The organism is Arthrobacter sp. (assembly GCF_031179385.1).
In the GTDB taxonomy this organism is placed as follows: Bacteria; Actinomycetota; Actinomycetes; order Actinomycetales; family Micrococcaceae; genus Arthrobacter_D.
The window spans coordinates 1-2161 of record NZ_JAPSHV010000222.1; the positions used below are offsets into that span (position 1 = coordinate 1).

Sequence of the window (2161 nt, forward strand, 5' to 3'; positions counted from 1 at the left end):
GAGCATTCGGCACGCCGCCCGGTGGCCTCCATCAACTTTGTCACGGCACACGACGGCTTCACGTTGCGGGACCTCGTCTCCTACAACGAGAAGCACAACGAGGCCAACGGCGAAGACAACAACGACGGCGAAACCCACAACCGCTCCTGGAACTGCGGCGTGGAGGGGCCTACCGACGACCCCGAGGTCCAGTCCCTCAGGGCGCGCCAGCAGCGCAACTTCATCGCCACGCTCCTGCTCTCACAGGGTGTGCCGATGATCGCCCACGGCGATGAGCTGGGCCGTACCCAGGACGGCAACAACAACACCTACTGCCAGGACTCCGAGCTGTCATGGGTGCACTGGGACAAGCTGGACCAGCCACTGCTGGAATTTACTGCCGCCGTGAACAGGCTGCGCTCCGAGCACCCGACCTTCCGCCGTCGTCGCTTCTTCGACGGGCGGCCGGTCCGCCGCGGTGAGGGCGAGGCACTGCCGGACATCGTCTGGCTGGACACCGCCGGGGAGCTCATGGCGCCCGAGGACTGGAACGCCGGATTCGGCCGGTCCATCGGAGTCTTCCTGAACGGGCAGGGCATCCGCGGCCGCGATCAGCGCGGCCAGCGCATCACCGACCTGAACTTCCTGCTGTACTTCAACGCCAATGACGAGCCCGTGACCTTTACCGTCCCGTCCGAAGAGTACGGGCCCATGTGGGACGAGGTCATCGACACCGCCGGTGTGTACGCGGACTCCGATCCCATTGCTGCCGGGAACCAGGTAACTGTCGAGGCAAAGTCCATGGTCGTGCTGCGTGCACACGAGGAGGTCGAGGAACCGGATCACTCCGTCGCAGCATCGTTGGCCATCCTCGCCAACGAGCACACGTCGCGGGCGGGTTCGGCCTGATCCCTTCACCGGCAGGCAAAACCACCCACTACAGGAGGAATAACGTGCAAACCCCCCGCTCGACCTACCGGTTGCAGATCCGCTCGAGCTTTGACCTGACCGCTGCGGCTGAGACCGTGCCGTACCTCGTGGACCTCGGTGTGGACTGGGTGTATCTCTCGCCAGTCCTCACCGCGGAGCAGGGATCCGATCACGGATACGACGTCACCGATCCAACGTCGATCGACCCTGAACGGGGCGGTCCCGACGCGTTCGATACCCTGTGCCGGGCCGCCCATGAGGCTGGGCTCGGTGTCCTGGTGGACATCGTCCCCAATCATGTGGGCGTCGCCACCCCGGCACAGAACGCCTGGTGGTGGGACCTGCTGAGCAAGGGCCGCGAGTCCCGTTACGCCGAAGCCTTCGACGTGGACTGGGACGCAGGCAACGGCCGTATCCGGGTGCCCGTACTGGGTGACGGTGAGAATGAGGAAGAGCAGCTCAAGGTAGTTGACGGGGAACTGCACTACTACGAGAACCGGTACCCGATCGCCGAAGGCACCGCTCAGCCCGGAGACACCGGAGCGCAGGTCCATGCGCGGCAGCACTATGAATTGGTGAACTGGCGGCGTGCGGACAGCGAGCTCAACTACCGGCGCTTCTTCGGCGTCAACACGCTGGCCGGTGTGCGCGTGGAGGTGCCGTGGGTCTTCGACGAGGCGCACTCTGAGGTACGCCGCTGGTTCGAAGAGTCACTTGTGGACGGTGTCCGGATCGACCATCCGGACGGTCTTGCTGACCCTGCGGGTTACCTCGAAAGGCTGCGGGAGCTGACGGGCGGCGCCTACACGCTGGTCGAGAAGATCCTCGAACCCGGAGAGGCGCTCCCCGGGCAGTGGGCCTGCGAGGGAACGACCGGCTACGACGGTCTTGCCGTGGTGGACCGACTCTTCGTGGATCCTGCCGGCGAGCCCGCGCTGGACGCGGCAGTTCCCACCGTGCGGTTCGTGCACATGATCCACGGCACCAAGCGCGGCATCACCGACGGAATCCTCCGCTCGGAGGTGCTGCGCCTGGCCCGCCTCGTCCCGGCGTCCGCGAACCTCGAACCGGAGCAGAGCGCCGATGCCATCGCTGAGCTGCTGACGTGCTTCCCGGTGTACCGGAGCTACCTGCCCGACGGCGCCGGCCACCTGGCCGAAGCTGTGCTCAACGCCAAGGTGCGCCGCCCGGACCTGACACCGGTGATCGACGCACTGCACCCGCTGCTGAATCCGTTCCTCGCGGGCTCCGA

Annotated in this window: 1 protein-coding gene and 1 pseudogene; both read left to right on the forward strand. The window is 66.0% G+C overall.

What is annotated here, in order from left to right:
• Positions 1 to 888, forward strand: a pseudogene (locus RIF85_RS15775) (glycogen debranching enzyme); the annotation flags it as partial.
• A 44-nt stretch (positions 889 to 932) separates the two neighbouring features.
• The coding region (locus tag RIF85_RS15780; protein WP_309072846.1) for an alpha-amylase family glycosyl hydrolase at positions 933 to 2161 on the forward strand (1229 nt) is incomplete at its 3' end.